Annotated in this window: 24 protein-coding genes and 2 tRNA genes; 9 read left to right on the forward strand and 17 right to left on the reverse strand. The window is 47.5% G+C overall.

Going from position 1 to position 26,257, the window contains the following annotated elements; all coding sequences use genetic code 11:
• Positions 1–377: 377 nt before the first annotated feature.
• Genes U2F10_RS25615 through recR form a run of 3 tightly spaced genes read left to right on the forward strand, consistent with a single transcriptional unit; the run spans position 378 to position 2,420 of the window.
• Positions 378–1,451, forward strand: coding sequence for a RuBisCO accumulation factor 1 (locus U2F10_RS25615; RefSeq protein WP_499873670.1), 1,074 nt, complete (start codon positions 378–380; stop codon positions 1,449–1,451).
• A gap of 46 nt (positions 1,452–1,497) precedes the next feature.
• On the forward strand, positions 1,498–1,728 hold the full coding sequence (locus U2F10_RS25620; RefSeq protein ID WP_006517207.1) for a hypothetical protein: 231 nt from the start codon (positions 1,498–1,500) through the stop codon (positions 1,726–1,728).
• Between the two features lie 20 nt (positions 1,729–1,748).
• Positions 1,749–2,420, forward strand: coding sequence for a recombination mediator RecR (recR, locus tag U2F10_RS25625; protein ID WP_499057119.1), 672 nt, complete (start codon positions 1,749–1,751; stop codon positions 2,418–2,420).
• Positions 2,421–2,456: 36 nt separating this feature from the next.
• On the opposite strand, the gene U2F10_RS25630 is transcribed toward recR, so the two are convergent.
• Entirely contained in the window at positions 2,457–2,963 is a 507-nt protein-coding gene (locus U2F10_RS25630) for a response regulator (protein WP_250564831.1), read from the reverse strand.
• 295 nt (positions 2,964–3,258) lie between these two features.
• Here U2F10_RS25630 and lipA point away from each other — a divergent pair, with 295 nt between their 5' ends.
• Complete coding sequence (gene lipA, locus U2F10_RS25635; protein WP_499057117.1) at positions 3,259–4,170, forward strand: lipoyl synthase; 912 nt, start codon at positions 3,259–3,261, stop codon at positions 4,168–4,170.
• 31 nt (positions 4,171–4,201) lie between these two features.
• Here the strand turns inward: lipA and U2F10_RS25640 are convergent, their stop codons facing one another.
• Positions 4,202–4,702: a DUF3122 domain-containing protein gene (locus tag U2F10_RS25640; protein ID WP_499057116.1), complete on the reverse strand. Its 501-nt coding sequence runs from the start codon at positions 4,700–4,702 to the stop codon at positions 4,202–4,204.
• 115 nt (positions 4,703–4,817) lie between these two features.
• Positions 4,818–6,350 (reverse strand): tetratricopeptide repeat protein, encoded by a 1,533-nt coding sequence (locus U2F10_RS25645; RefSeq protein ID WP_163661245.1) that lies wholly within the window; start codon positions 6,348–6,350, stop codon positions 4,818–4,820.
• Between the two features lie 111 nt (positions 6,351–6,461).
• Between U2F10_RS25645 and U2F10_RS25650 the strand changes: the two genes are divergently transcribed.
• Positions 6,462–7,832, forward strand: coding sequence for an MATE family efflux transporter (locus tag U2F10_RS25650; protein WP_499873671.1), 1,371 nt, complete (start codon positions 6,462–6,464; stop codon positions 7,830–7,832).
• Here the strand turns inward: U2F10_RS25650 and U2F10_RS25655 are convergent.
• Positions 7,784–8,245 carry a VOC family protein gene (locus U2F10_RS25655; protein ID WP_163661241.1) on the reverse strand — a complete coding sequence of 154 codons (462 nt, stop codon included), beginning with the start codon at positions 8,243–8,245 and terminating at the stop codon, positions 7,784–7,786. The genes U2F10_RS25650 and U2F10_RS25655 overlap by 49 nt on opposite strands.
• A gap of 107 nt (positions 8,246–8,352) precedes the next feature.
• Between U2F10_RS25655 and metH the strand changes: the two genes are divergently transcribed.
• Positions 8,353–12,021 (forward strand): methionine synthase, encoded by a 3,669-nt coding sequence (gene metH / locus U2F10_RS25660; RefSeq protein WP_499873672.1) that lies wholly within the window; start codon positions 8,353–8,355, stop codon positions 12,019–12,021.
• A gap of 461 nt (positions 12,022–12,482) precedes the next feature.
• Complete coding sequence (locus U2F10_RS25665) at positions 12,483–12,845, forward strand: c-type cytochrome (RefSeq protein ID WP_006517217.1); 363 nt, start codon at positions 12,483–12,485, stop codon at positions 12,843–12,845.
• 219 nt (positions 12,846–13,064) lie between these two features.
• Here the strand turns inward: U2F10_RS25665 and nuoK are convergent, their stop codons facing one another.
• The 8 genes from nuoK to U2F10_RS25705 form a co-directional block, all read right to left on the reverse strand.
• A complete protein-coding gene (gene nuoK, locus U2F10_RS25670; RefSeq protein WP_006517218.1) occupies positions 13,065–13,370 on the reverse strand; it encodes an NADH-quinone oxidoreductase subunit NuoK in 306 nt (101 codons plus the stop codon).
• Between the two features lie 45 nt (positions 13,371–13,415).
• Positions 13,416–14,024: an NADH-quinone oxidoreductase subunit J gene (locus U2F10_RS25675; RefSeq protein WP_163661237.1), complete on the reverse strand. Its 609-nt coding sequence runs from the start codon at positions 14,022–14,024 to the stop codon at positions 13,416–13,418.
• 86 nt (positions 14,025–14,110) lie between these two features.
• Positions 14,111–14,716 carry an NAD(P)H-quinone oxidoreductase subunit I gene (gene ndhI / locus U2F10_RS25680; protein ID WP_163661235.1) on the reverse strand — a complete coding sequence of 202 codons (606 nt, stop codon included), beginning with the start codon at positions 14,714–14,716 and terminating at the stop codon, positions 14,111–14,113.
• 4 nt (positions 14,717–14,720) lie between these two features.
• Positions 14,721–15,839, reverse strand: coding sequence for an NADH-quinone oxidoreductase subunit NuoH (gene nuoH, locus U2F10_RS25685; protein ID WP_163661233.1), 1,119 nt, complete (start codon positions 15,837–15,839; stop codon positions 14,721–14,723).
• A gap of 285 nt (positions 15,840–16,124) precedes the next feature.
• Positions 16,125–17,318, reverse strand: coding sequence for a citrate synthase (locus U2F10_RS25690; RefSeq protein ID WP_163661231.1), 1,194 nt, complete (start codon positions 17,316–17,318; stop codon positions 16,125–16,127).
• A gap of 205 nt (positions 17,319–17,523) precedes the next feature.
• Positions 17,524–18,039 carry a phosphohistidine phosphatase SixA gene (gene sixA / locus U2F10_RS25695; RefSeq protein ID WP_490793094.1) on the reverse strand — a complete coding sequence of 172 codons (516 nt, stop codon included), beginning with the start codon at positions 18,037–18,039 and terminating at the stop codon, positions 17,524–17,526.
• 119 nt (positions 18,040–18,158) lie between these two features.
• Positions 18,159–19,328: a DHH family phosphoesterase gene (locus tag U2F10_RS25700; RefSeq protein ID WP_490793095.1), complete on the reverse strand. Its 1,170-nt coding sequence runs from the start codon at positions 19,326–19,328 to the stop codon at positions 18,159–18,161.
• Positions 19,329–19,384: 56 nt separating this feature from the next.
• Positions 19,385–19,888, reverse strand: a complete 504-nt coding sequence (locus tag U2F10_RS25705; protein WP_163661226.1) for an HNH endonuclease — start codon at positions 19,886–19,888, stop codon at positions 19,385–19,387.
• Between the two features lie 108 nt (positions 19,889–19,996).
• On the opposite strand from U2F10_RS25705, the gene alr reads away from it, so the two are divergent.
• Both alr and U2F10_RS25715 read left to right on the forward strand, forming a co-directional pair.
• Entirely contained in the window at positions 19,997–21,199 is a 1,203-nt protein-coding gene (gene alr, locus U2F10_RS25710; protein WP_499873673.1) for an alanine racemase, read from the forward strand.
• A 15-nt stretch (positions 21,200–21,214) separates the two neighbouring features.
• Positions 21,215–21,303, forward strand: a tRNA-Ser gene (locus tag U2F10_RS25715).
• Between the two features lie 21 nt (positions 21,304–21,324).
• Here U2F10_RS25715 and U2F10_RS25720 read toward each other — a convergent pair.
• The 5 genes from U2F10_RS25720 to U2F10_RS25740 form a co-directional block, all read right to left on the reverse strand.
• A complete protein-coding gene (locus U2F10_RS25720; protein WP_499873674.1) occupies positions 21,325–21,888 on the reverse strand; it encodes a peroxiredoxin family protein in 564 nt (187 codons plus the stop codon).
• Between the two features lie 52 nt (positions 21,889–21,940).
• Positions 21,941–22,546 carry a peroxiredoxin gene (locus U2F10_RS25725; protein ID WP_163661220.1) on the reverse strand — a complete coding sequence of 202 codons (606 nt, stop codon included), beginning with the start codon at positions 22,544–22,546 and terminating at the stop codon, positions 21,941–21,943.
• Between the two features lie 228 nt (positions 22,547–22,774).
• Positions 22,775–22,846, reverse strand: a tRNA-Met gene (locus U2F10_RS25730).
• Between the two features lie 206 nt (positions 22,847–23,052).
• Positions 23,053–24,930: a peptidoglycan DD-metalloendopeptidase family protein gene (locus U2F10_RS25735; protein ID WP_499873675.1), complete on the reverse strand. Its 1,878-nt coding sequence runs from the start codon at positions 24,928–24,930 to the stop codon at positions 23,053–23,055.
• Positions 24,931–25,760: 830 nt separating this feature from the next.
• Positions 25,761–26,234 (reverse strand): tRNA (cytidine(34)-2'-O)-methyltransferase, encoded by a 474-nt coding sequence (locus U2F10_RS25740; protein ID WP_163661743.1) that lies wholly within the window; start codon positions 26,232–26,234, stop codon positions 25,761–25,763.
• Positions 26,235–26,257: the final 23 nt, after the last annotated feature.

The following is a 26,257-nucleotide window of genomic DNA, read 5'->3' on the forward strand; positions in this document are numbered from 1 at the left end:
CTATATCAATGTGTTGATTGTAAGTCTCAGAAAGAGCAGACTTCTGAGACCCATAATAATTTCACTACATTTGTTTTTGGATTGATGGGTTGGTTGATGCTTCTCTTGCTAATCTAAATGTTAATGTTTGTCTTTTGTTACTTGTGTTTCGATTTTGACGCACTAAGCAGAGATTCTGGCTTTGGATCCTCTGGCAATAATGCTGTTTTGATGAGTGTTTTGCGATTACTGAGCGACAAGGTGGACACTTTACTGTAGTGAAAGCTTAATTGAGTAAAAGTAAACCCATTATGTACCGTAAAAAAAATTAGTGACTCTTGTGTTGTGGTTAGCTATCCGCGATAAAGTCGAGAGACACTTTTCGTCTAACGACTACGATGACCACCCCTGCTCCTAATTCATCCTCTGCTGATACGGAAGCTCTAATTCTGCAATTGCGGCGTAAGCAAGGCAATTGGGTTGACTGGGCAATGGCTTGCCAGACTTTACAGAAGTCTGGCATGTCGCCCCAAGCGATTTTTGAAGGGACTGGATTTGAGCCAATTCAGCAGAATCAAATTATGGTGGCGGGGCAGGTATATCAGTCCATTCTTGGCGGTGCTGTTGCAGAACCCGTGCTAGAGCACTTCACTGCCCGAGGGAGTGACTCGCTCTATGAACTGCGGATTTTATCTAAGGATGATCGAGCTCAGGCGGTTCAGTTTATCTATGACCAGGGGCTAGATTCTGAGCAAGTGCGTGATGTGGCTAAGGCCCTGAAGGAGTTTTCTTACCGTCATGACCTGCCACCTGGTTTTACCAATCATCCAGGAGATGCGGTGGCATTTTCCTACTGGGGGTTTGCTCGGCAGACGTCTGATTTGCAGGCTCGATCACGGTTGATTGCACAGGGGTTACGGTTTGCCCACAGTTTGGGTGCTCGTGAAGCCATTGAGAAACTACTCACTGATTTTGCGGTAGTCAAGGCTAAGACTGCACCTCGACTACCTCTATTTCGCATAGAGACAGATACTGATGTGCCCTTTGTGGTGCCAATGGTCGGGCAGTGGCCGATGTCAGCTGATGTTTTTCAGGCTGTGCCCAAGATGGAACCAGAAGGTGCGTTTGGTGTGGTGAAATCTGCGGGTGAACAGGTGTGGGTGCCGGTGCCAGGGTGGCAGGTGGTGTTGACAGCGCAGGATGCGATCGCATTCCTCATGCCTTTCAATGAACTGCCCAATCAGGCCGATAGTACGGTCTCAGAGACAGTATTGATCCTTGTGGATCGCCAACAGCAAGCTTGGGATGATAGCAGCTATTTTCTGGTCAGTGACGATAGTGGTCAGCTAGCTATACGCTGGTTTGATACAGACCCTGGTATGCCCCTATTGGGTCGAGTCATCGTTATCGTACGACCCAAGAAAGTTCTAGACGAAGCCTATACCCAAGAACTTTGGCAAATTGACGAATAGCTACTGCTAACTTGAAGACATAAACGCCGATGATTTAGGAGGAATTATGGCTCTAGAACGTCGACTATCACGGGCAATGTTTGAGGCAACTGAGCTAGTGGAATTGCGGCAAATTTGCTTTACCCCAGGTCGTGTCTTTGAACCCGGTAAATACATTACTGGGGACTTACCAGATGTTGCATTCACCATGGGCCTGGTGGAAAAACTGCCCCCAGTGCGCGGTAAGAGTGAAGAGGTGGCTGAGTCGGAAGACGTTATCAATACAACCGAAGAATAACTCTTTGGGGTGACAGCGTCATGTTTTCCATAAGCCTACCTCCATGGCCTAAATTGATACCCCAAAGCAGAAAACAAAACCAAAAAGGAGCTAGGTCTATCTATACCCGTCCGTTAGCTAAATTAATTGAAGAATTTCAGCGATTGCCAGGTGTGGGGCCTAAAACTGCCCAGCGTCTGGCGTTGCATATTCTTAAACGCCCTGAAGCCGAAGTCCGAGCCCTGGCCCAGGCACTGATAGATGCCAAACAGCAGGTGGGTCAGTGCTCAATTTGCTTTCATCTATCGGCGGACCCCGTGTGTGACATCTGTCGCTCTACACGTCGGGACAATCAGACTCTTTGTGTTGTGGCAGATTCCCGCGATGTCATTGCCATTGAGCGCACCAGAGAATTTAAGGGCAAATACCATGTGCTGGGCGGTCTCATTTCACCGATGGATGGCATTGGTCCAGAGCAGCTAAACATTGGTCAACTGGTACACCGGGTCAACAAAGACGATATTGGAGAAGTGATTTTGGCCATCAGCCCTAGCATTGAGGGAGATACCACAACGCTGTATGTGGGACAGTTGCTCAAGCCATTTACGAAAGTGACTCGTATCGCCTTTGGTTTGCCCATGGGGGGCGATTTGGAATATGCAGATGAAGTAACCCTAGCCCGAGCGTTAGAAGGACGCCAGGCTTTAGGTTAGGGCAGGTATCGCCCACTTGGCCAGGTGGCATGTTTTTTACCGAAGCTTCTGCTTGATGAAGGCCAAAATCTTGGCAGTCTGATTTTTGAGCGTAGCGACTTCCTTTTGTAGGGTGGCGACCTGCTGTTTCAATGCAGCGATTTCAGCAGCACTTTCGCCACTGGCAGCGGCAGCGGCGGCAGGCGCAGCAGCGGCAGTACTTATTGGGCGTACCTTACGCGCTTTTACCATGGAAGCTTTGATGGCTTCAATGAGTTCTTTTTGCTCAAAAGGCTTCTGAATAAATTCAAAATATTCGAAAGGGCCTTGAATTTTTTCGGTAACTTCTTCCCGACGCCCTGACATCAGTACGAGGGGGATCTTTTGTAGCTCTGGAGAAGCTTGGATTTCTTGGAATACTTCCCATCCACTCATCCGTGGCAGTAAGAAATCGAGCATGATCAGGTTAGGCTTTTGGTTGCGAATGGCTTCTAACCCTTCAACGCCATCAGTGGCTTCAATCACCTCGAAGTTGCCCTGGGGCAACATATCCCGGACGCGCATGCGGATCACTCTGCTATCATCGATAACTAAAATCTTATGACTTGCTGCCACGACTAACTCCTAATAAATAGATAGCTACAGTTTAGGTAGGGGACGTTGCTGATACGCTTCTGACTCAGCAACGGTATAAAGCAATGTTGCCCAGGTCGGCAACGATGTAAGTCTGATCCTGACTAGTTTCTAAGAATCATATAGGATCAAAAAGGCTATAGAACGCTGCTATTAAGTCACCATCGTGTCTATGCTCACGTAATGCCGAGGATACCCAAGTCTACTTAGACAAGCTGATTGTGTCATGGAAAGTTTATCTCAAATGCGTTCCAGCGGTACTGCTAGGCCTGAGATTGTTCAGATGCCTGATTGGTTAAGGCGACCAATCGGTCGGGCTAGCGAACTGTCGACGGTTCAAAAAATTATTAAACAGAGACAGATCCATACGATTTGTGAGGAGGGGCGATGTCCTAATCGCAGTGAGTGCTACGCAAATAAAACAGCCTCATTTTTGTTAATGGGGCCTACATGCACTCGTTCCTGTGCATTTTGTCAGGTTGATAAAGGTCATGCTCCCATGCCCCTCGACCCTGAAGAGCCTCAAAAAGTGGCCGAATCGATTAAATTACTAGGTCTCAAATATGTGGTGCTGACATCGGTGGCGCGGGATGATTTGCCTGACCAAGGTGCGGGCTGGTTTGTGGCAACTATGACGGCTATTCGTTCAGTGAGCCCAGATACCCAAATTGAGTTGCTAACACCTGACTTTTGGGGTGGGCCTAACTCTGCTGAGAATCAGCGGCAACGGCTAGCGATGGTTGTGGACGCTAGGCCCGCTTGCTTTAATCACAATGTGGAAACTGTCGAGCGTTTGCAGGATCCGGTGCGACGGGGTGCTAAGTATCGTCGATCGCTAGAGGTTCTGCGTTATGTGAAGGAACTGGATGCGTCTATTCCCACTAAGTCTGGTCTTATGCTGGGCCATGGCGAAACCGAAGATGAGCTGGTACAGGCGATGAAGGATTTGCGAGCTGTGGGCTGCGATCGCATCACCCTCGGCCAATACATGCGCCCATCCCTAGCTCATTTACCCGTTCAACGCTATTGGACCCCCGATGAATTTGACCACTTGGGCACAATTGCCCATGACCTGGGCTTTTCCCAGGTTCGCTCCGGTCCATTGGTGCGCAGTTCCTACCATGCCGGTGAAGAATAAACCGGAAGATGGGCATTGCTCACCCTCCGGTTTATTCGATTGTTTGCGCCGCCAATTCCCGCCATTCTTTAACTGCATAGGGCGGCACAATTATTTCGCTAGGAGCTTTTCCCTGTAACGGCACCGCTAAGGTTAACGGAATTGCCTTTTGCAAGTTGTCCATTACAGGGGTGAAATCGTACTGATTGGTGTTGTCGGGTAAAGCGGGTGTCGGCGGATCAAGCTTAGGGGTGGCCTGCCACTCCAAGGCAGTGCCCGTGTTGATGGTCAACGGTTTTTTGGGGTCGACATCGGCAACACCAGGGAAGCCCACCAGACGCAAATATAGGCCGTCTAAACCATCGGGACGATAGCGCTTGAACAAAATCGCCTGCCATGAGTGGTCGTTGCGATCGCGAAGGCTTTGTTGCGATCGCAATGTGGTTTGGCCAGGGCGCTCGTGATACACATGTACCGAGGCTAAGGCTGGAGGTGCAAGCAGAAGAAACTGCAAGCAGAGACAAATGAAAATACCAATCAGCTGCCGAACCATAGAATGTCGTGAAATATCCCTTTTAGGATAAGTCGAATTCATTTGGGTGCAGAATTGATTAATCATTGTCGGGAGGTTCCATGGAACCTCCCGACAATGATTTTGCCTATGGTTTCTATAGTTTGTTTAAGGCATCTAACACTAGCCGATAGCGGTTGGCTTCATTATTGGTCAGGTAAAGGCTGCCTGCTTTCTCTAGGTCAGTAACTGCCGCACGTCTGTTACCCATCCGAGCATTGGTAATGCCACGGTAATAAAACACATCTGCGTCTAAGACATTCGCTGCAATAACTGCTGAGAAGTCAGTGTATGCGCTCTGGTAGTCGCCTGAGTCATAATGCATGCGCCCACGGCTAGCATAGGCACTCCAATAGGCACTATTCAGATTGATAGCAGTGCTGTAATCGCTCAAGGCGCTAAAGCTATCACCTAAATCAGCAAAGGCGTCACCACGATACTTATAGGAAGGTGCATGCTCAGGCTCCAGAGCCAGAGCTGCTGTATAGTCGCTAATGGCAGCCTGTTGCTCTCCAGCCTCTAAATATGCATTACCTCTTCTATAGTAGGCTTCAGCAGAGTCAGGAGACAGTGCTAATACCTTCGAAAAGTCGTTAATGGCATCTGCTGTATTATTTGATGATGCAAAAACTTGCCCACGAACCAGGTAAGCATCAGCATTGCCAGGTTCTAAGGTCAGCACTTGATTGAGATCTGCAACTGCTGCTTGGGGGCGAGCCTCAGAAATGAGGGCGAAGCTGCGGTTGTAGTATGCTTCGACATTGTCTTCATCAATGTCGATGGCTTCGTTGAAATCCTGTAGTGCTTCTCTGGTGTCACCAATGGTGTAGTAGGTAGCACCGCGATTGATGAAGGTGGCTGCGTTATTATCATCCAGCTCAATGGATTGCGTGAAATCACTAATGGCACTTTCTGGACTGTTCAGTGCTTTGAAAACTAAGCCTCGATGGAAGTAAGCCGATGCATTGCTGGGATCGAGTCGAACCGCGTCATTTAGGTATTCCAAAGCAATTTGCTGATTCCCTTGTTCAGACGCGATCAGGCCAAGATAAATGTAAGCATTGGCCGATTCAGGATCTGTTGCAATCGTGCGCTCAAAATCTGTAGTTGCCAGATCCGTACGGCCCAGGTCGTAGTAAAGGATGCCGCGATTGAGATAGGCTGTGCTGTAATTAGCATCAATTGAGATCGCCTGGTTATAGTCATTGAGGGCAGCTTCTGTATTTTCTAAGCGGGCGAAGGCAGCACCCCGAAATAGATAGGAAGGTGCAAAATCAGGTTTTAGATTGATAGCTGCGTTGAACTCTTCGATGGCGGCCTCATCATTGCCATCTTGGTAGTCTTCTAATCCTTCATTAAAGCGGTCTAGGTAATTTTCAGTGACGGGCTCTTCTGCCGCTGGTTCGTCCTCAGCAGCTTCCTGATCTGGGAGAATATCTTCTTCTGGTAAAACAGGCTCTATAAACGCTGGTTGGACTTCAGCTGGAGCCTCGGCGTCAGTATCTTGAAAGAGCGTTTCTTCTTCAAATGTTTCAGCTTCGGTGGTGGCAACGGATTGAGCCATGCCCGCGACCGTAGTACTACCGAAGAAAGCAAATGTGCTCAGAAGGAGCAGAGCAAATCGGTTCATAATCATGTCTCTTAACCCCGTATCTGCATGCGTTTACTAAAACTTACCCAGAGTCGGGACTAGAGTTTCTACTTAACCAATAATTGTTGATATGAGTGGGGGTATTGAAAGTTGGGAAAACCTTTTTGGTTAGGGGGCTTTAGCAAACTTGCGATCGCCAACATCACATCGAATCTGATGGTCCCCCTCGCCGGGTTGATCGACACTGCATTTCTCGGACACTTGGCCGACATTCGCCATCTAGCGGGTGTGGCCCTGGCAACGGTGCTGTTTAACGTTATCTACTGGAGTTTTGGCTTTTTGCGCATGGGCACCACTGGCCTCATTGCTCAATCGGCGGGGCGAGGTGATCGCACAGAGCAATGGCGTGTGGGTCTAAGGGCGCTGATGGTGGCCTTAACCATGGGCTTGTTGATTCTGCTTTTGCAAACTCCACTGCGGGTGTTAGGGTTTGCTATTCTCCAGGCCGATGCGGATGTGCTGGATGCTGGTTTGGCCTTTTACCAGGGGCGCATCTGGGGGGCACCAGCGGTGCTCATGAACTATGTGTTGCTGGGTTGGTTGCTGGGGTTGGGCCAGGGGCGGCGAGTTTTAGCCCTGGCTGTGGTGGGTAATGGGGCTAATATCCTGCTCGACTATTGGATGATTGTTCGTTTGGGTTGGGAGAGTCATGGGGCTGGGCTGGCCACGGCTTTGAGTCAGTACGCCATGCTGCTGGTGGGTGGCATAGTGCTATTGCGGTCATTACCCTGGGCTCAAATTCGGCAGCAGCGTCTGAGTCTATGGAGTCGTCATGCTATATCAGCTTTATTTCGCCTAAATCGCGACATTATGGTGCGTACCTGGGCATTGCTGGTGAGTTTTAGCCTGTTTACAAATCTCAGCGGAGTGATGGGTACGGATACCCTTGCAGTCAATACGCTGCTGCTACAGTCGCTCATGCTCGTCACCTACTTTCTAGATGGGATTGCGTTTGCAACTGAGGCCTATGCTGGCCAGTTTCATGGTCAGGGAAAATCGTCTGAACTCAGGGCTTTGGCTAAGATTGGGAGCGGTATCAGTGTGGGATTGGGGGTGGGAATTGCGATCGCATTCATCACCTTTCCTCAAGTTCTCTTTGGTCTGCTGACCGATCACCAAACCGTATTAGCCCAACTAAATCACTATGTTATTTGGCTGCTGCCCGTGTATGGCTTTGGAGCCATTGCCTTTATGTTAGACGGCTATTTTTTAGGCCTAACCTCTGGCACTATTCTGCGAAAGTCCACTGTTTTGGCAACGTTCTGTGGCTTTCTACCATGGGCGTTAATCGCCTATTGGCAGAACAGTCCCCATTGCCTATGGCTAGCTATGGCCTCTTTTATGGCAATCAGAGCCATGACCTTAGCCTGGGCGGTGCCTGGTAGTTGGCAGCCTAGAGCCGAAGCGTCACCCTATTTAGGATCGCAGCGAATTTCCAATAAAAAACCATCTGGGTCGTAAAAATAAATGCCGCGCCCAGTGGGTCTACTCACAGGGCCATGGTCGATCGCGACCTGATTCTGTTGGAGCAGCTCAACGGCTTGATTAAACAGCTCAGGGGCGATATCAAATGCCATATGATTGGCCCGAGTAAATTGCTGAGTTGGATCCGGATTGGGAGGTTCTAAGTCCGGTTCACCGAAGAGATCCAGGATAGTGCCATCGGGTAGACGAAAGTTAGCCACTTTACCCTGGGCAACAAGTGTTACCAGGGTCTCAGGCACCTCATCGCCTGTGAGCTCATGTAGCCCTAGGATTGAACCATAAAAATGACGGGATGCAGCCATGTCTTTGACGTTCAGGGCAATGTGATGGACCCCTCGGAGGGTATTCGGCAGCAGTCCTGTGCCCCGTCTGTCAATCGATAATGTCATACCAATGCACCAGATTGCGTTGGGTTCTACTTTACTGCCAATCTATTCATCAATAAAACCGATAATAATGGGTATAGTCTCCGCTTTGTTCAACTGCTTTGACATCTATGAATAGTGCTTTCCTCGAACGTCTGCATAGCCCTGCACGGCCCGTACTTGTCTTTGATGGGGCTATGGGAACCAATCTGCAGGTCCAGGAATTAACCGCCGATGACTTTGGTGGTTTGGAGTATGAGGGCTGCAATGAATATTTGGTCGTCACCAAGCCTGAGGCGGTGGCAAAGGTCCATCGTGACTTCTTAGCTTCAGGGGCAGATGTGATCGAAACGGACACCTTTGGAGGTAGTACGTTTGTCCTGGCAGAGTACGGATTGCAGGATAAAGCCTACGACCTGAACAAAGTGGCGGCAGAATTAGCCAAGGCCTGTACGGCTGAGTTTTCGACACCTGAGAAACCTCGCTTTGTAGCCGGTTCCATGGGGCCAGGTACAAAATTGCCCACATTGGGACACATTACCTACGATGAGCTACTTGAGGCATTTACTGTTCAGGCAGAGGGCCTATACGACGGTGGTGTAGATCTATTTATCGTCGAGACTTGTCAGGATGTGTTGCAGATCAAAGCAGCCCTGAATGCGATTGAGGCTGTGTTTGAAAAGAAAGGTGCCCGGTTACCGCTGATGGTGTCGGTGACCATGGAGACCACTGGAACAATGCTGGTGGGCTCTGATATTACAGCAGTGGTCAGTATTCTGGAGCCCTACCCTATTGATATTTTGGGGCTGAACTGTGCTACAGGCCCAGACCTGATGACGGAGCACATTAAGTATTTATCAGAAACCTCTCCCTTTGTGGTTTCCTGTGTGCCAAATGCGGGTCTACCAGAAAATATCGGTGGCCATGCCCACTATAAACTCACCCCGATGGAACTGCGGATGGCGCTACATCGGTTTGTAGAAGATTTTGGTGTACAGGTGATTGGTGGTTGTTGTGGTACACGTCCTGACCACATTGCTGCACTGGCGGAGATTTCCCAGGAGTTGTCTCCAAAAGACCGAGACATTCGCTTGTCCCCGTACTTAAATGGAGCGATGGGATCTTCCCTAGCTTCTCTTGGGGCAGGGGGCGAGAAGATTATGCGCCCCGCCTTGAACTATTCACCTGCGGCGGCTTCGATTTATGGGGCGCAACCCTATGAGCAGGATAATTCGTTCTTGATTGTGGGCGAACGGTTGAATGCGAGTGGTTCCCGTAAGGTGCGGGAACTATTGAACGAGGATGATTGGGATGGGTTGATTGCGATCGCAAAACGCCAGGTTAAAGAAGGTGCCCATATCCTCGACGTCAACGTAGACTACGTGGGTCGCAATGGCGAAGCGGATATGCACGAAATTGTGTCTCGTCTTGTGACTAATGTCACCTTGCCCCTCATGCTAGACTCCACCGAGTGGACCAAAATGGAAGCAGGGCTAAAAGTTGCAGGGGGTAAGTGCATCCTCAATTCCACAAACTATGAAGACGGTGACGAGAGATTTTTCAAGGTTCTAGAATTAGCCAAAACCTACGGTGCGGGTGTTGTTGTTGGCTGTATTGACGAAGATGGCATGGCCCGTACTGCTGAGAAAAAGTCCCAAATTGCGCAGCGTGCTTATCATGATGCTCTCGAATACGGCCTGCCACCCCATGAGTTGTTTTTTGATACCCTAGCACTGCCGATTTCCACTGGTATTGAAGAAGATCGAGAAAACGCAAAAGCCACGATTGAGGCGATCAAACAAATCAAAGAAACGCTTCCTGGCGTTCACTTCATGCTCGGAGTTTCCAATATCTCCTTTGGCCTGAACCCGGCAGCTCGTATCACCTTAAACTCAGTGTTTTTACATGAGGCTATGCAGGTCGGTATGGATGGCGCTATTGTCTCAGCTGCCAAGATTTTGCCTCTGATTAAAATTGACCCAGAGCATCAGAAAATCTGTAAAGATCTCATCTATGACAACCGAGAATTCGATGGTGAAATTTGCACATACGATCCCCTTGGAGAGCTAACAACCCTATTTGAAGGGGTCACCACCAAAGATGCCCGCTCGTCCGCATCCCTTGCTGATTTGCCCATCGAAGAACGCCTGAAACAACACATTATTGATGGTGAGCGCATTGGCCTTGAAGAGGCATTACAGATTGCTTTAGATACTCCCTATGAGCCATTGCAGATCATTAACACTTTTTTGCTCGACGGCATGAAAGTTGTGGGTGAACTCTTTGGATCTGGCCAAATGCAGTTACCGTTTGTTCTGCAATCAGCTCAGACCATGAAGGCAGCGGTGGCTTTCCTAGAACCACTCATGGAAAAAGAAGACGGTCAAGATGATAGTGGCAAAGGTAAGTTCCTGATTGCCACAGTCAGGGGAGATGTACACGATATTGGTAAAAACCTAGTGGACATCATCCTTACTAACAACGGTTATAAGGTCATCAATCTCGGCATTAAACAAACTGTTGATGCCATTGTTGCCGCCTATGAAGAACATCAGCCAGACTGTATAGCCATGAGTGGATTGTTAGTGAAATCCACAGCCTTTATGAAAGAGAACCTGGCTGTATTTAATGAGAAGAAAATTTCGGCTCCTGTGATTTTGGGGGGTGCTGCCCTGACGCCTAAATTTGTTTATGGTGATTGCCAAGATACCTACAACGGTCAGGTCATATATGGTAAAGACGCATTTGCCGATCTTACTTTTATGGATCGACTCATGCCTGCGAAGAAAGAAGAGTGCTGGCAAGATGCCGAGGGTTTTACAGGTGACTACGCTCAATATAATCAGAAAGGGCGCAAGGCGATTGAACAGGCAGAAGCTAATTTAAATGGTGGTGCTGATAAAAGAGAGAAAAAGAAAGAGCCTGAAGTGATTGATATCAATCGCTCTGAAGCGGTTGATATTAATATTTCTCGTCCGACTCCACCCTTCTGGGGGACAAAAATCCTCAAGCCTGAAGACTTTGATATGGATGAACTATATTGGCATCTTGACTTACAGGCATTATTTGTGGGTCAGTGGCAGTTTCGAAAACCTAAAAATCAAACACGCGAAGAATATGATGTGTTTCTAACGGATAGGGTTCATCCCATCCTGGCAGAGTGGAAGCAAAAGGTGAAGGAAGAAAACCTATTGCATCCTCAGCTCGTCTATGGTTACTTTCCCTGCACGGCTGAGGGCAATTCGGTTCATGTTTACGAGCCTACTGTCATCGAGCAGGGACTCACCCCTAACAATGCAGAACCCCTCTTTACCTGGGAGTTTCCTCGGCAGAAGTCCATGCGCCGTTTGTGCATTGCTGATTTCTTCTTACCTAAAGAACAGAATCAGTTTGATGTCTTCCCAATGCAGGCAGTGACTGTGGGCCAGATTTCTGCAGACTATGCCCGCCAACTATTTGCAGAGGATAAATATACCGACTATCTCTATTTCCATGGCCTGGCCGTCCAGGTGGCTGAGGCCATGGCGGAATGGTGCCATGCGCTCATCCGTAAAGAGCTTGGCTATGGCGAGCAGGAGCCTGATAGCATCCGCGATATGTTGGCTCAGCGCTATCAGGGAGGTCGCTATAGCTTTGGTTATCCGGCCTGTCCTAATGTGGCAGATCAGGCTAAGCAGTTGGCAATACTGGGCGCTGACCGCATCGGCATGACCATGGATGAAAGCGAGCAACTTTATCCTGAAGAGTCAACCACAGCGATTGTGACGTATCATCCAACCGCGAAATACTTCAGCGCATAGTGGTAATGATGAACAAAAAGTGTAAATCCGCAGGTAGGTATGTCCCATTTGCTGCAGCCATTCATTGAGGGTCAAAACCAATGACTAGTGAAGTATCAAAGCTAAAAATTTGGATTCTGTATTGATATTGGTAAAGAGTGCTAGTGTCAGTCATGCTTTTAGGGCTATAGGGTAAAGAGCCGCTCTTCATCCCTGTTACTCTTGGCTCTTCACCAAGAAAATTGCTCAGGACACATCTATCGTGTGCCCACTGATTTGGCACAAGTAATGTCAATCTTAGTCGGTATTTTGCAAGCTGAATAGTGATGAATCTTGATAATACTGCCCACCTTTTCTGGCCGACATTACAAAAACGTAAGATGTGCCATGTTGTCTATCGCCATGGCCAAGACCCTATTTATAGTGGTTAATACGCTGGTCTTTTACCAAGACAGTCTAATTTGTTGAGAGAACTAATCAGAATGAGAGCAATTTTGACTGCAATTCTGGCGATCGTTGCCAGTATCGTTTTGACAATGCCTGCTTTTGCAGACGATACCTATGTAGGTGATGTAGCTGCAGGGGAGAAAGTGTTTACCAATACCTGTGCTACGTGCCATGCGGGAGGCAACAACGCTATCGTATCCTCCCAAACATTGAAGCAGGAGGCTCTAGAACAGTATTTGTTTAACTATCGCCTTGAGCATAACGTTGAGGCGATTGTTTATCAGGTTGCGAATGGTAGAGGTGCCATGCCCGCGTTTCAAGGGCGTATTAGCGATAAAGCGATCGCTGATGTTGCGGCTTATGTAAAAGCTCAATCTGAGAGTGGCTGGCCAGAGTAGCGTTACTCGCCACATAAAGAGAGGTTGTCTCGCTCGTTATTGGGATAGTAGCCTCTCTTTATAGCATGACGAAGACTGAAGCAAGTGTTGGCGCAGCCGCCTCTCCCTTTGGAGATAGCATTCAGCAGCTTGCTATAGATTTATTGCTATAGATAAATCATAAAAAGTGCCCAGCCATTATTATGGCTGGGCACTTTTTAGTTCAATTGAGAAGTAAACTTACCACTTCAGCAAATTGAATTGCTCCATATCGACTGTGTCGCGGTTGCGGTAAATCGACAGCACAATGGCAAGACCTACAGCAGCTTCAGCCGCAGCAATCGTAATCACAAAGACAGCAAAGACCTGGCCCTTGATTTCAGCTGGGTCCAGGTAATTAGAAAATGCCATTAAATTCAGGTTTACGGCATTGAGCATTAACTCAATCGACATGAGTACTCGAATGACGTTTCGGCTTGTGACTAGCCCATAAATACCTACGCAAAAAAGCGCAGCGGCAAGAATCAAAAAGTACTCTAGTTGCATGGATTAACTAACTTCTTCTTATGGATAACTTGACGCAGGTTTAATCTAACTGTCCTGAGTGTCGCTGCCAGCAGCTACTAACTCACGAGGACGTTCAGGTAACGTTAGCACTTTAGGCTCGTCAGCAGGCTCATAATCCGGCACATATTCACGACGTGCCAGAATAATGGCTCCCACCAAGGCCATCAATAGTAGTACCGAGGCGAGTTCGAACGGTAGCAAAAAGTCACTAAAAAAGTGCTGACCGATGATTTCAATGGATGCTTCACCAGCTGGCGCTGCTGAAGAGAGCTGCCAGGATGTGGATAGCACCATGGAACTCAGTAAGCTAAACAATCCGATGCACACAGCACCTGTTGCAGCTTTACCAAGCCAAGCATTGGACACGGGTTGAAAATCTTCCCGCTTATTTACCAGCATAATCCCGAACAGAATCAGGATATTGACTGCACCTACATAAACCAGGACTTGAGCCGCCGCCACAAACCCTGCATTTAGCAAGATGTAAAGGCCTGAAATGCTGATAAATACCAGACCCAGCAAAAATGCTGAATAAACAATATTATTAAGCAGCACTACGCCCAGGGCTGCTAATAACATCAAGGCACCAAGGATGCCTAGGGAAACAAATTGTACGCCTTCTGCTAAGTTCACTACTACTCCGGTTATCTAGGCTGCTATTTGCTTGGCTGGTGGATAATTTGTCCTAACATCTTTGGACAAATTATTTAGTCAGCTGCTTACTCAGTCTTCGCTGGTTTAGAAGCTTCCAGTTCTTCCAAGATCTCTTGTGGTAGTTTACCAGCGCGCCGAGACCCTTCAGGTAATTCATGGGGATCCATAACACCCTTGGGTAGGTAGGCCAGCTCACGCATTGGTGTCACCATGGGATCATCAGTGACTTTGTAGGGCAAACGACCTAGAGCAACGCTGTCATAGTTGAGTTCGTGGCGGTCATAGGCGGCCAACTCATACTCCTCAGTCATGGAGAGACAGTTGGTAGGGCAATACTCTACACAATTACCGCAAAAGATACAAACGCCAAAATCAATGCTGTAGTGGTCCAGTACCTTCTTCTTAGTTGATTTATCGAAGGTCCAGTCAACAACAGGCAAATTGATTGGACAAACACGGACGCAAACTTCGCAAGAGATGCACTTATCAAACTCAAAGTGGATACGACCGCGATAGCGTTCAGATGGAATTAGCTTTTCGTAGGGATATTGCACCGTCACAGGACGACGCTTCATATGGTCAAACGTGACTGATAGACCTTGACCGATATACTTAGCGGCTTGGACGGTCTCTTTGGCGTAGTCACCAACCTGCTTTAGAAAGTTGAGCATTGTTTTACCCTCCAAACGCAAATGGAAATGCGAGCTTGAGCGCTGCTGTTAGTAGCAGATTAACCAGGGCCACTGGCAGTAGAAATTTCCAGCCTAAATCTAGAAGCTGGTCGATGCGTACGCGGGGCACAGTCCATCGTAAAAGTACGGCGAGAAATACTAAGAAATAAGCCTTAATTAGGGTCATCATGATCCCTAAAGCGGCAGTAATTACCTGTAGCCAAGGGGTGGTTTCACTAATCCCTAAACCATCAGCCATAACTTCAACAGGAATCGGAAAACTCCATCCGCCCAGGTATAGCACTGACACCAACATGGCTGAGAGGACTAGATTAACGTAGGAGCCAACATAAAATAGGCCAAACTTCATACCGGTGTATTCAGTTTGGTAGCCAGCTACAATCTCTTCTTCTGCCTCTGGTAAGTCAAATGGTAAGCGTTCGCATTCTGCCAGGGCTGCAATCCAGAAAAGGATAAAACCAACAGGCTGTCGCCAGATATTCCAGCTGAGAATGCCATAGCTTGCTTGCTGGTTGACAATGTCGATGGTGCTAAGGCTATTGGACATCATCACCACAGCCAGGACTGCTAGCGCTAAGGGAATTTCATAGCTAATTGACTGGGCTGTCGCTCGCAATCCTCCTAGTAGAGAATACTTATTGTTTGAAGAATACCCGGCCATCAGTAAGCCGATGGGGGTAACACTCGAAAGGGCAATCCATAGAAAGATGCCTACACCTAAATCGGTAATCACCATGTTCTGCCCAAAGGGCACAACCAGGTAAGACACAAAGACAGGGATAACGACCAGGGCTGGACCCAAAGTAAATAAAATTGGGTCTGCTTGGGCTGGATTAATATCTTCTTTGAATATAAGTTTGACGCCGTCCGCTGTTGCTTGCAGTGCGCCCAGCGGACCAACATATTCAGGGCCAATTCGCTGCTGGGCCGCAGCTGAAATTTTTCGCTCTAGCCAAACGGCAATAAAAATGCTGACGGTCGCAGCGATGAGAATTAGTAACATCGGCAGCGGCATCCAAACCAGCTTAGCTACAGCTGGGGGTATTCCCAGTGATACCAGTATTTGAATGAAGCTCTCTTGCAGGTTAATTCCAGAACTCATACCCAACTTAAATAGATGGAGTGGAGGGCCTCAGGGCCAATTTCCCTAATGATTCTAACGCTTAATATGTCTTCAAAGGTGAAATAACTGAGTTGGTACTAATAGGAATTACTACTCATGGTTATAGATTAAACATTAGTCATTCCTGGTGATGTATACAAAAACCCCCCTTGATATGCATCAAGAGGGGCTGGAGTTCCTGAAAATCGTCACTGATATCAGTTTCGTTGGATTTATCAGTATTGACAAGAGGGGTGATGCCCATCACAGGGGGAAAATACCGATTTATACGGATCCGTTGCGCACAGCTGACGGAGACTGAGCCTTTTTATCCCAAAGGTGCAGACGCTCTGTCACGTTTATGTATGCTTGGTTGTGAGGACCAGTATAAATTTGTGTTGGTCGAAAAATTCGATTTTCAGCCAACTGCTCTTTCCAGTGGGCGAGCCATCCAGCGGCACGTGCGATCGCAAATATTGGTGTAAATAAGTCAGTCGGAATTCCCAACTTTCGGTAAACCAGTCCCGAATAGAAATCTACATTTGGGTATACGCCCTTTTGTCCTAGACGTTCCGTGACAGCTGTTTCCAGTTCTAAGGCAATTTCGTAATATTCATCCTGGCCAAACTTCTCAAAGAGTTGCTCAGCCAGCTTTTGCAAGATAACCGCCCTTGGATCCTTAACTTTATAGACCCGATGGCCAAAGCCCATAATCTTAGCTTTACGGGCAATGCAATCATCTACAAAGGGGCGTACATTATCCACCGAACCAATCGTTTGAAGCATGGCGACGACTTCTTCGTTCGCACCGCCATGGAGGGGACCAGCTAGTGTACCCACTGCTGAAGCCACCACAGCATAGGGGTCAGTGAGGGTAGAGGCTGTGACCATTGCCGAAAATGTAGAGGCGTTGATCGTGTGCTCAGCATGCAGCGTGAGACATACATCAAAAATTCGGGCTGCTAAGGGGTCTGGTACCTCCTCATTCAGCATGTACAAAAAATTTGCTGCGTAATCGAGATCATCCCGAGGCTGAACCGGATCATTTCCCTTCCGAATCAGCTTAAATGCGGCCACCATGGTGGGGATTTTAGCTAATAAGCGGACCACGGCAGCCTGGATATAGGCCGGATCCTCTAACGCTCGCCGGGAGTAAAATAACCCTAAGGCGGCTGCACATGCCTGTAATGCATCCATGGGATGGCCGCTCTCAGGAAAGCACTTCATCATGTCGCGGATGCGATACTTCAACCGGCGATGATGTTGAATCTCATCCTTAAATAAATCCAGTTCTTGCTTGGTGGGTAGGCCTCCCCAGATAAGTAAATAGGCCGTTTCTAAAAAGGTACTTTTTGGGGCTAACTCTTCGATACGAATGCCTCGGTATTCTAAGATCCCTTCCTGACCGTTTACGTAACTAATGCTTGATTCTGTCGCGGGAATTCCCTCTAAACCAGGGCGATATTCGCATAGGGTCATTGTCAGTCGTCCTACCGCTGCTCTCTTTTATTCTTTAAGGATATCGAGAAGTGGTCTATTCATGCATTTTCCCTGGGAACAGGTAAGCTTTCTTTGAAGAAAACTGGTCCCCGATGGCAGAAACTTGGTGGCGATTGCATCCACCCATCGACTCATACACATTTGATAGTAAACAAACTTACGCCACAGAGTAATCGTCTGCTCATTACAAAATTAGGCGAGGTGGAGCTAGCCAAAATAGCTGACTATTGCCAATGGCGCTTTGTGCATCAGGCAAGGTCAGTCCGATGATACCTGCTTTTTTAAAGACCCAGCGATCATTGCTATTTCCTTGAACCAATTGCTGCGCCCATTGGCTAAGGTCCGGTTCGTGGCCAACTAGTGCCAGGCTCTTAGGAACCTCTGACTGCCAACTTTCCAACCAACTTAACCAATTTTGTAAACAGCCCTCGGGAGCCAGTGGAGGAAATAGCTGATAGTCCAAGGCAAGCTTTGCTTCACATAGGATCTTTGCCGTTTGGACTGCCCGTACCAACGGACTGGTGAGCAACATGTCAAAATGCAACCCAAGGCTCACAAGTCTTTGAGCAATCTTCTGGGTTTTCTGAATGCCTTTATCAACTAAAGGGCGCTGATGGTCATCAACATAGGTACCTCGTTCGGCTGCAATGCCATGGCGAATAAAGTACACCTGAGTTGCATATTTAGAAGACAATTCCATTTTTTGCCGTTACTGATTTAGAGGATGGATTGATCGGTAAAACTTTCTAACAGCCTAAATTTGACAGATAAAACCATCCTGAGGATCAGCCATGCTCAGTTTTTAAGCGCTATGTAAATTTAATCTGGATTCATAACCCCGTCTTTTGGGTTAATCAATTTCATGAGCTTTTGCTTAATCTGCACATCAAATACTTCCCATTTCAATCGATTGTAAGCGCCATTTTCATAAAAGCCAGATAAGAAGCCTACAGGTACTTCAAACCCTCCCGCCATAGAGCGACCACCGCCAAAAAAGCGTCCTTGGTCGTCGTGTCCAAAGGCTTCTTTAATAAACTCATCCGGGTCAAGGGTGAGTTTACTGGTGCGTAAGGAGCCAATAACGACTTCTCGTTCATCGTCCTCATCGTGGACAATGCCATAGACGACGGCTGTATGGACGTCTTCTTCGGTAAGTAGAAAGTCTGTGGCTTGAGGGATTGCATCACGGTCTTCGTATCGCAGGTAGCCCACACCTGAAATTGAGACACTGTTTTGAATATTGCGATTACGCAGCGATCGTTCAATGACATCCATGGCTCGTTTAGAGCGGGAGGCTTGGAGAATGGCACTTAGCAATTGGGCATCGCAATACTGACTAAGGTAAGCAGCTGCCATAAAGTCTGCTTCTGCAGCCTGCATTAATTGTCCTGTATCTGAACGTAAACCGTGCATTAAGGCCGTAGCACACTTAACGTGTTTGCTATTGCTACGGTCGAGATCTAACAGCCCTGCCTGGAGATACTGGGTCAAAATCGTAGCGGTTGCCCGAGCCTCTGGACGAATATCAGAAAATTCTGCCTTGGTTTTACCCTGGAGCGTATGGTGGTCAATCACAACTAAAAGAGGTACTCCTGCGGTGTTGACCTGTTCTAATAACTGGCTAGTAGTGCCCTGGGTGTCAACTAATACATAGCCTGCATACTGGGACAAATCCGGTTTTTTTTTGCTGGGCCAGCGTTTAGCGGGAAGGTTAGTTAGTTTAACTAAAGCAATATTTTCTTGATGGCTAAGGGTACCTGAATAAAAAATATCGCAATCGACATCGTAAGTAGCTGCAATCAATTGATATGCCCAGGCTGAAGACAGGGCATCGGGATCTGGAAAATCTTGAATTAAAACCAGCTGTCGGCTACCAGCATGGGTAATGAGCAAATGGCGTAATGACGCTGCAGGGCCATCGCTGAAATCCACGTTTGGCCTATAACTCGTGTGATTAGAAGATTTAAGCAATGCGTCTTGGGAGGCCATTCACAGAAAGAATTAGGTTGAAATCAGAGGAGAGCAGTGGGGGAATGTTCGGTCAATTAACCGGTAAGGCCAATGACATATTTACGCCATTCCTGATGGGCATCTCCACGCGTGTGGCGAGCAATTTCAAAGTAAAGGCTGCTGTGGGGCTTACGCGGTGTAATCCGCAGAGGCATTCTAGCCTCTTTTGGAGTTCGATTACCTTTTTTGACGTTGCAACGTACACATGCTGATACCATGTTTTCCCATACTTCTTTTCCACCGCGAGAACGAGGAATCACATGGTCTAGCGTCAGGCCATCACCTGCATAGCCACAGTATTGGCAGGTATGATTATCGCGATAAAGCAGATTCCGACGAGTTAAGGGGATTTCTTTGTAGGGAATGCGAACGTAGTGACGCAGTCGAATAACTGTGGGTAGAGGAAAATTCGCGTATATCGAGCGACCATTATGTTCCACAGTTTCGGCCTTGCCCTTAATAATCAGCACAATGGCACGTCGCCAACTTGTGATGTTCAAGGGCTCATAAGAGGCATTTAAGACTAGAACCTTGCTCATTGAGGTTCATATAAAACTTGTGATTTGATACTAACACAGGTCGCTTGAATGCCTTGGTTCTTGCGATACTGTGGCCGTGGTGTGCTTTTTCAGTAAAGGAGATGCAACATGCTGAGGTGGGAAGATACCCCAAGTGTTGCAGCCATGCGATGTTCGCGGGCTTGGGTGGAGATTAATTTGGAGGCAATCCACCATAATGTGCGCCAGTTTCGTTCATTATTACGGCCCACAACTGATCTAATGGCTGTAGTGAAAGCTGATGCCTATGGTCATGGTGCAATTGCAGTGGCTCGGACTGCTTTGGCGGCAGGGGCGACATGGTTAGGTGTAGCAACCGTGCCTGAAGGCATTGAACTACGGCAAGCGGGTTTAACCGCACCTATTTTGGTGATGGGTGCCTTGCATGATGCTGAGGAGGTAAGGGCGCTAGCTCGCTGGCAGTTGCAACCTACAATCGTGACACCTAAACAGGCGCTTGTGTTTGCGACAGCGTTAAGCGATGCTTGTTTGCCCTTGCCAGTACATATCAAATTAGATACGGGGATGTCGCGGCTTGGGTTTGATTGGCAGCGGGCATTGGAGTTTGTGGAGTTTGTTAGTGGGCTGCCTGCGTTACAGATAACAAGTATGTATTCCCATTTTGCAACAGCTGATGAACCGGATCCGACGGAAATGCGACGTCAGCATGAGCGTTTTGAGCGTGCGATCGCAACCCTTGAAATGCATAATCAACTCCCTGCACGCCTGCATTTAGCGAATACAGCAGCTACCCTCACCGATGCCGATGCCTTGCAGTACGATATGGTGCGCGTGGGTTTGGGGCTATATGGTTTGGCACCAGCACCGCATTTACAGTCGTTGCTTAACTTGCAACCAGCCTTAGAAGTTAAAGCGCGTATTACCCATATCAAGAAAATTTCTGCTGGTGCTGGCGTTAGCTATGGGCATCGTTTTGTGGCTAAACGCCCAATGACCATTGCCGTTGTAGGTATTGGTTATGCTGATGGTATTCCTCGTCAATTATCCAACCAGCTGACTGTGTTGATTGATGATCAGCCTGTTTGCCAGGTGGGTGCTATCACGATGGATCAACTGATGTTAGATGTGTCAGATATCCATGGCCTGGCGGAAGGCGACATCGTCACATTGCTTGGAAATTCTACCTCCCACCAAATCACTGCAGATGACTGGGCCAATCGTATTGGGACGATTTCTTGGGAGATTCTATGTAGCTTTAAACATCGGTTGCCAAGAATTATGACAAGAAATCGCACTAGAAGGCTTTACCCCGCTGAAGATAGCTTGTTATAATGCAGCTCTGACCTTGGAGAGGTGGCTGAGTGGTTGAAAGCGGCTCCCTGCTAAGGAGTTATAGGGCGTAAGCTCTATCGAGGGTTCGAATCCCTCCCTCTCCGTTTTAATCTGGTAACTTCAACCTAATGGCTCGCGTTGTGGACAGCCCACAGCAAACGCTCTGAGCTTGCGTTTGGATGAGCAAATGAAAATAAGTGCTGAAATGTGAGACGTCCTGAGCGATCTACTACAAATTGTGCCGGTAAAGGTGCCCCCAACGCCTGGCCCGTACCATATTGGCGAAAAATACTGCAGCTAGAATCCACTAAAAGTGGCATCTCCAGCCCCAGATCCCTGTGCACGGTTTTACTTTGACGCATGTCAGTGCTAGTGATCATGAGCACTTCCGCACCTAGCTGGTCAAACTTTTTGTAGGTTTCGACCATCGACATAATGTGTGGATAGCAGAAGGGACAGTACTGTTTTTCGGTAAAGATACGTGTAAACGCCAGAACGACCACTGATTTTTGGCGATAGCTAGAAAGTTTAATAGACGCTCTTTGCCCCACCATGGGTAGATCAAAATCAGGCAGAATCTGGCCTACTCGAAACTTGCTAAATGCAGGTAGCGGTAAAAAATTCCTAAAAAAACGCTGACTAATGACCCCTCGAAAATCCGTGGAGGTCAGTTTGAAAGCTGCAGTCATTGATCCCTAAAAGGTGAGATGAAAACGGTTAGCTGTCGGTTGGACGATGCACCTAAATCGAAGCAAAAAACTCTTTGGACTTCACAGGATCAGGCGTCATCGTTTTTTCGCCTGGCGTCCATCCTGCTGGACACACTTCATCAGGGTGTGATTGTACATGCTGAATTGCTTGTAAAACTCGCAATGTTTCATCGACGCTACGGCCAAAGGAAAGGTTATTGATGGTAGAGTGCTGCACAATTCCATCCTTATCAATGATGAACAAACCGCGCAGGGCAACACCAGCTTCGGGCTCTAGTACATTGTAAGCAGCGCTAAGCTCTTTCTTGATATCGGAGACCAGGGGATAGGACAAATCTCCCAAGCCACCCGCTTTACGCTCTGTCTGAATCCAAGCCAAATGAGAAAACTCACTATCCACTGAGGCCCCTAATACTTCTGTATTGAGAGCCGTGAATTCATCGTAACGGTCACTAAAAGCTGTAATCTCAGTAGGGCAAACAAAGGTGAAATCTAGTGGATAGAAAAAGAGTACAACGTACTGACCACGGTAGTCAGAGAGTTTAATCGTCTTAAACTCTTGATCAACTACGGCTGTTGCAGTGAAATCAGGAGCAGGCTGACCAACACGCAGGCATCCTTCCACCGGGGTACTCATCCGTTTGTCTCCAACAAAAATCTAGTTAACTAACATACCAGCAATACGGGCCTATTGCTCAGCTACCGGAGACTACTCAAAGCGCAGAGCAGAATGTAAACAACATTAAATTCCCCGAAAACCAGAGCATCGGTTTGGCTTACTTGGTAGGGACTCCCTAACAAAGAGTGTATCAAGTGAGCGTAGCCTCTTTAGACTACCGCGATATATCAAATAAGAAAATAAAAATGGCTCAGACGTGATTTGAACACGTGACCAAGGGCTTATGAGTCCCCTGCTCTACCACTGAGCTACTGAGCCAGTTCAAGTTGCTTTACACACAGCAACTAATTAAATCTATCACGAAATGTCAAGAAACTACGTAGAGAATTGCAGCACTTACTAGTCTTTTTCCAAGCAGGATAGGCAAGGTTTGTCAGCTCTACGTGTCGTTGTAAAAAGATAAGCCTTGTCTTACTGATGGTAAGACAAGGCTTGCTCAAAATCTTAACGCTAGCTAATTCGTCTTAACGGTTGGGCAGCATTGCCATCGGATTCACAGTGCCACGGTCTGGTAGATGAACCTCGAAATGCAAGTGAGGACCAGTGCTATAACCCGTACTTCCCATGTCGGCAATGTGCTGACCCTGAGCCACCCGCTGGCCTTGTCTAACCGTAATGCGGCTGTTGTGGGCATAACGAGTCAAGCTGCCGTCGGCATGACGAACGTCAACTAAGTTGCCATAACCGCCAGAATTCCAACCCGCTCTTTCAACAACACCATCAGCAGCAGAAACAATTGGAGTGCCAACAGGACCGGCAATATCAATGCCACGATGCATACGGCCCCAGCGCCAACCATAGCCGGATGTCAGGATGCCACGAGCTGGCCAAATGTAGCCGTTGAAGTAATCAGGTGTTTCTGGGAGATACTCATCTGCCGACGGCAGTATAGGCATTTCAGGGGAAACAACTTGACCTGTGGCAGGGCTAGAAGGAGAGACGTAAACGCTTGGATCAAGAGGGGCAGCTGCTAATAATTCAGAATTTTGAGTGGAACTGATATCAGAAGTTGCTCTAGCTTCCAAACGATTCCCAGGAAACTGTGGGTTGACTACAACATCATCAGCTGCCGGCAACGATTGCCTTAAAGCAATTTCATTATCGGACTCTAACGGTGTGCTCAGCTCTGGGACCAACTCTTGCGCTGAATTCACGTCAGCCAGGAGGTCAGCGGTATATGGATCTTCAACAGTGACGGATTCAATTGTGTCTTCAATCTCTTCACTAACAAGGTGGGGCTGGGATATAACAGAACCACCTTGACCACCACGTAAGCGCTGTAGGGTTGAAGACCCGTTAATACGATTCTCAACCGTTGACTGTAGGCGACCTAGATGGGTTCCATCAAAATCGCTTAGGGAAGAGGATGCCGTTAATTCAGGAGAAGACTGTGTAATGGAAGAAGCTGCTTCAGAGATGATTAACTCATTGGCAACCTCTTCAGGAATATCTAGAGTATCTCCTGCCACAATGAAGTCAGGATCTTCTAAGCTATTTGTTGCAACTAGACTCTCAGACGTTGTGCCCAATGAGAGCGCAATATCCTCAACGGTGTCACCAGGACGAACTTCATAACTGTTGAATACCGTATCGGTGGCTTCTTCAAAATTTAAAAGTTTTGCTGCATCGCCTGGGGATGACTGTAATTCAGTTGCCGAGCTGTCAATCATTGTAGATTGATCGCTAGATACCTGACTATTAGATGCCAACTGCTTGAGATCAGCTTGAAACCCATCAGAATGGGACACTATGCCAGCTGAGCGTAGAGAGACATCACCAGTTAACTCTTCGGAGGCAACAACGGCTGGCTCATCAACCTCGTTTACCAGCTCAGACTGTGTGGAATTTCTATCAACACTTGAAATACCTGCTACCAAACGCTCTAGATTAGGTGCTTGAGCTTGGTCACCCGAATTTTTCTGGGCCCCTGGTAGTAGAGAAACTAGGGTCGGCTGAACTGATTCCTCATTGGGAACCTTAATCACTTGACCCACCTGAAGTGTTGTGTCAGGGGATATGCGGTTTGCCAGCTTGATATCCTGAACTTCAACATGGTGCTCTTGGGCAATCTGCCAAAGGCTATCTCCTTGTTGAACCGTGTGATATACAGCATGACCATTCATTACAGGTTGCTCCGAATGGCCGTGGAGCATAGATGGCAACTGGGGTGATTCGCTTGAATTTGCTGACGTTGCGATCGCAAAAGATCCAACCGCTGCAGTTGCTTCACTATCAGCGAATAAAACTCCAGATGCACCAAATGAGAGTGCAAGTCCCAGCATAGCGGCAGACTTTGATCTGCCAGCGTTTCCAGACGGAGCTTGCTCAGAAACAGTATCCATGTCGGAGAAACATGAATGACTTACTTCAGACTTGGGCTCCTGAAAATTTGCTCGTTTCAAGGAATAACCTCCTAAATGACCGGCGTTCAACTGTTCGAAACCAACTTGTCCCTATGCAGTTGCCCGATAGTAGGCCGTTGACTACAAGTTGAATCAGGTAGATGAGGCACGTGCACAGAGCAAAAATGCCCATAGCAAGTGAGCACCTTTCGTACCCAACTTAGGCAAGTTTACACGACTTAATCAAAAGATCAATCCTGTACCAAACAAGTTCCATCGTATTCTCCAAAATCAACATGAAATTGAATTTGCGATGGATTTTTATCTCAATAAGGCGTTAGGACTGCTTTCCGGAATTCTGCGAATCCTTTTGTAGAAAAGCGTTTAAGCGATTCTAGTGATATCACCTTAGAAAGTATTGACGGCACAAAGTGTGCCTAAGAGCCTTGCCCGCGATTTGTTAGGTATAAATGCTCCCAATAGTCTTATTTTCTAGGATTCCCAGTTCTTTCGGGAACTTGATCTGGATTGGACCTTTGTGATGACTGTAGCGCTATAGAAAATTTTTATCGCAGGAATGGTTGATTTGTATCTGAAATGACTGTCTTGAAGCAGGGCAATACAGGAGAAGAAGTTGTTTTACACTCCACTCTGAGCCTTGCCGCACCTTGCTCATATGAGATTTCAGCTCTTAGACCTGGCAGTAAATTCCCTATGACTTGGCAGTTATTCTCCCTGAAATGAGCTCTATATATCTATGAACCCATAGATATATAGTCTGATTGGCTATGACAACTAGATGTGCAATCTCTCTCTCTCTATTTCTGTACCTAAGCAGTGGGAGACGATAAGTAATTAAGCTGTCGTAAGGCCTCGAAAAGCCCAATGGCGGCACTTACTGAAAGATTAAGACTACGGACGCTATCGTGCAGCATGGGGATTTTGGCAGTTTGCTCACAGGTCTCTAGCAGTGATCGAGGGAGTCCTTCACTCTCGCTACCAAATAATAGCCAATCGTCTTCTTGATACTTAATCTCTATGTAGCTATATGTGCTTTTGGTCGTAAAACCAATGAGACGGCCACCTATTTGCTGTTGATATTGCCCAAAACTATTTAAATCTGGATGTACTTGCAAATTAACGTGAGGCCAGTAATCTAAGCCCGCTCGCTTGAGATATCGATCACTGAGTTCAAATCCCAGGGGTTCTACTAAATGTAGTTCAGTGGCCGTTGCGGCACATGTGCGGGCAATATTACCTGTATTTGGTGGAATTTCTGGGTTAACAAGGACAATTTTGGGCATTGACATAACTCTATGTGGTGCAA

The organism is Leptothoe sp. EHU-05/26/07-4 (genome assembly GCF_043421015.1).
Lineage (GTDB): Bacteria > Cyanobacteriota > Cyanobacteriia > Phormidesmidales > Phormidesmidaceae > Leptothoe > Leptothoe turfae.